The organism is Fundidesulfovibrio sp. (genome assembly GCF_058402725.1).
Genome location: NZ_JBZVFJ010000221.1, coordinates 1 through 3,951 on the forward strand (window position 1 = coordinate 1; position 3,951 = coordinate 3,951).

Consider the following 3,951-nt stretch of genomic DNA (forward strand, 5'->3'; position numbering starts at 1 on the left):
CCATGTTTCAGCTGTCCATAAGGGTTCGCCTGCTTCTCGGTTTCGCCACGGTGGCGGTCTTCGCGTTTGTCCTGGGGTATCTCGGACTCAAGGCCGCAGATACGGGAATGGGGGCGTTCAGTCAGGCCGTCTCTTACGACATGCCCCTGGCCATGGCCGTGGGAGACATGCGCTACCACATGAAGCGCACCGTCAGCGTCACGCGCACCCTGTTCTCCGACGCCCTCACCCCCCAGCAGCGCGCCACCCTCTACGAGGAGATCGACAGGGGCCGAAAGGACTACCGCAAGGCCATGGAGGACGTGGAGAAAATCATGACCTCCGAGGCCCAGAAGCGCCTCTTCGCCCAGCTCAAGGAGCGGCTGGTCCTTGGACGGGAACTCACGGGCAAGGTGTTGGGGCTCGTGAAGGAATACGAGGCCGACCCCACCAAGACGGACAAGCTGCGCCAGGCGTCTCAGATCACCGTCAACGAGATCGAGGCGGTGGACGCCCAACTCTATCCCCTGCTCGACGAGATCATCGCCCTGGTGCGCCAGGACGCGCAGCAGCAGAAGCTCGAACTATCGGCGGAACTGGAGCGCTCACGGACACTGGTGCTCGGCGTGTGCGCCGGGGCCGTGCTGGCGGCGCTGCTCCTGGGGCTTCTGGTGACGCGCTCCATCACCGGGCCCCTGGCCCAGGTGGGCGATTTCGCCGCAAGAATCACCCAGGGCGACTACGCTCATGCGCTCGAAGTGCGCAGCCGGGACGAGTTGGGGCGCATGGCCGACAACCTGCGCGAGATGGTGAGCCAGCTCAAGAACAAGCTCGGCTTCGCCTCCGGCGTGCTTCACGGCCTCACCACGCCCTGCGTGATTTGCGACACCCGGAACAAGCTGACCTTCACCAACCAGGCGATGCTCGATCTGCTGGAGCTCCCCGGCAAGCCCGAGGACTCCGTCGGCATGGACGTGGGCGAATACTTCTACGGCGAATTAAACCGCGCGACTATCACCCAAAAGGTGCTTCAGGATCGCCGGAATCAGCACGTGGAAAACGTGAACATGACCACCCGCAAGGGCTCCGCCCGTGTCTGCTGCGTGGACGTGGCCCCCATCTACGATCTCGACGGGCAGCTCATCGCCGCCATCGCCCTGGTGACCGACATCACCGCCAGCGTGCAGGCCCGGCGCGAGGCCGAGGAGGCCAGGACACAGGGCATGCTCCACGCCGCCGGGCAACTGGAGGGCGTGGTGGGGGTGGTCTCGGCCGCCTCGGAAGACCTGGCAGGGCAGATCGAGCATTCCAGCCAGGGGGCCGGGGAGCAGTCGCAGCGCGTGGCCGAGACGGCCGCCGCCATGGAGGAGATGAACGCCACGGTGCTCGAGGTGGCCAGGAACGCCTCCCACGCCGCCGAAACCGTCACCCGGGCCAAGAGCCAGGCCGAGGAGGGGGCGCGCGTCATGAGCCAGTTGGTCACGTTCATCGACCGGGTGCTGGTGAACGCCAAGCAGTCCCAGGAGGACATGGGCATCCTGGGCAAGCAGGCCGAGGGCATCGGCAACGTCCTGGACGTGATCTCCGACATCGCCGACCAGACCAACCTCCTTGCCCTCAACGCGGCCATCGAGGCCGCGCGCGCCGGAGAAGCCGGCAGGGGCTTCGCGGTGGTGGCCGACGAGGTGCGCAAGCTCGCGGAAAAGACCATGACCGCCACCAAGGAGGTGGGCGGCGCCATCCAGGGCATCCAGCAGGGCACCCGCAAGAATTACGTCCACGTGGAGCAGGCCGTGGGGGCCATCACAGAGGCAACGCGCCTGGCCAACGGGTCCGGCGAGTCCCTGGGCCAGATCGTGCGCCTGGTGGACGACACCTTCGACCAGGTGCGCTCCATCGCCACGGCCTCCGAACAGCAGTCCGCCGCCAGTGAGGAGATCAAGCGCAGCATCGAGGACATCAGCAGGATCTCCGGGGAAACCTCCCAGGCCATGCAGCGCTCCACCGACGTCGTGGAGGAACTCGCACGGCAGGCCCAGGTGCTCAAGGGGCTCATCGACCAGATGAAGGGCGGCGAGGGCTCTCCGGCGCTGGCGACCAAGGCCGGACGCAAGGCCCTGGCTTCCTAGAGGCTTCAGGGGGGCCGCCCGGGCGGCCCCCGTTCCAGCGCGGGATGGCCCGGCCGCGTTCCCGGCGGCCTGGATCAGGACCTCCCAGCGCCGCCCTCCTCATGCGATATCGGCGCAGGGAAGGGGTTGTCCCCGCACAGACGCCGGGCTAAAGAGATCGCTCAACCGCTTGCCACAAGGAGCCCCCCCATGATCCTGGCCTCTCTCGAAGGAAAACGCTGCCTCGTCACAGGCGCAGCGGGCAACGTGGGCTCCAAGCTCTGCGAGGCCCTCCTGGGGGCCGGGGCCTTCGTGGCGGGCGTGGACAACTTCTTTTCCGGCTACCGCTCCAACCTGGCTCCCTTCCAGGACCACCCGGCCTTCGCGTTCCACGAGCGCTCCATCCTGGAGCCGGACCTGCTGCCCGGGCTCGTCTCGCTCCACGGACGCTTCGACGCCGTGCTGCACATGGCCGCCGTGGTCAGCGTGCCCTGGTCCATGGACCACCCCGAGGAGACCATGGCCGTGAACCGCGACGCCACCCTGGCCCTGCACGCCCAGGCCCGGGAGAGCGGTGCGGGCGGCTTCGTCTTCGCCGGGTCCGCCGCGGAGTACGGCCTGCCCGTGGAGGGGGCCGTGCAGGAGGAGCAGGCCGGGGAGCCCCAGAGCCCCTACGGCTGGGCCAAGTACCTGGCCTCGAGGCACATCGCCGAATCCGGCTTCGGGGCCAGCGTGCGCTTCTTCAACCTCTACGGCCCGGCCCGGGGCAAGCCCGGCCCTTACGACGGCGTGGTGCGCCGCTTCCTGGCCATGGCCCTGGCGGACAAGCCTCTCACCGTGTTCGGCGACGGCGGCCAGACGCGCGACTTCGTCTGGGTGTATGACGCCGTGAACGCCGTACTCCTGGCCGCAGGACTGGCGGGGGAGCGGGGGCCGCTCGCGGGGGTGTTCAACGTGGGCACCGGGCGCTCCACCAGCGTGCTGGAGCTGGCCCGCATGATCCTGGGCGTCACCGGGCGCGAGCTGCCCGTGGAGAGCCTGCCCGAGCGCGCGGGCGACCTGCGCCACTCCCTGGCCGACACCTCGGCCCTGGCCCGGGCCGCAGGCTTCACCCCGTCCACCCCCTTCGAGCAGGGCCTGGGGCGCACCCTGGAGTGGTTCACGGCCCATCCGGACGAGCTGGCCTGAGGCGTCCGGCCGGGCCTGAGCCTCCGCGCGGCCTGATGGCCCGCCCTTTTTGCGTGGTCAGGCGCGCGCAAAGCTGCTAGGGATGGGGAAATCCGTTCCGTCCAAGGAGCCGCCATGCCCGCGCCCGTGAGCCCCTACACCATCCTGGCCCTGGCCCCCTTCGCACCCGTGTCCGCCTCGGGCTACCGGCCCCGCGTGGTGGAGGCCGACATCTACACCCTGGACGAGGCCCTGGCCGCCATGGCCCCCAGGCTCTGGGTGGAGCTGCCGCGCGACGTCTGCCCCGAGGGCGGCCTGGACGTGGCCGTGACCTCCTTCGCGGGCCTTCGCCCCGACGGGCTGGTGAAGAACGTGCCCTACCTGGCGGCCCTGGCCGGGTGCGAGGCCTACCTGGGCCAGGCCCGGGCATCGGGCGCGGCCCCGGAGGACGCGGCCCGGGAGATCCGCTCCCGCTGGCCCGCGCTGCCCCTGGACCTCACCGTGGCCCAGGCGCCGCCCAGGCCCGCACCCGCCGACTCCCAGGCCCTGGACGACCTGCTCTCCATGGTGGCCACCCAGGACGCCCCCCAGGCCCCCGGCGGCGGCCAGGGGCTGGCCGGATGGCAGGCTCAGGCCGGGACCCTCCTGGCCAGGACCCTCTCCGGGATCTTCGCCGACGCTGGCTGGCGCGCCCTGG

3 protein-coding genes are annotated in these 3,951 nt (G+C 70.0%); all 3 read left to right on the forward strand.

Translation table 11 applies throughout. The features are described 5' to 3' along the window. On the forward strand, nt 1-2,108 hold a 2,108-nt coding region (locus ACV4UX_RS17705), incomplete at its 5' end, for a methyl-accepting chemotaxis protein (protein ID WP_491594601.1). Nucleotides 2,109-2,297: 189 nt separating this feature from the next. Continuing rightward, nucleotides 2,298-3,275 carry an NAD-dependent epimerase/dehydratase family protein gene (locus ACV4UX_RS17710; RefSeq protein ID WP_491594602.1) on the forward strand — a complete coding sequence of 326 codons (978 nt, stop codon included), beginning with the start codon at nt 2,298-2,300 and terminating at the stop codon, nt 3,273-3,275. A gap of 114 nt (nt 3,276-3,389) precedes the next feature. Next, nucleotides 3,390-3,951: type VI secretion system contractile sheath small subunit (locus ACV4UX_RS17715; protein ID WP_491594603.1), on the forward strand; the 562-nt coding region annotated here is incomplete at its 3' end.

Bases quoted from the DNA above. Each gene is read 5' to 3' on its own strand.
- ACV4UX_RS17710 (WP_491594602.1), top strand. From the start codon at position 2,298: ATGATCCTGGCCTCTCTCGAAGGAAAACGCTGCCTCGTCACAGGCGCA.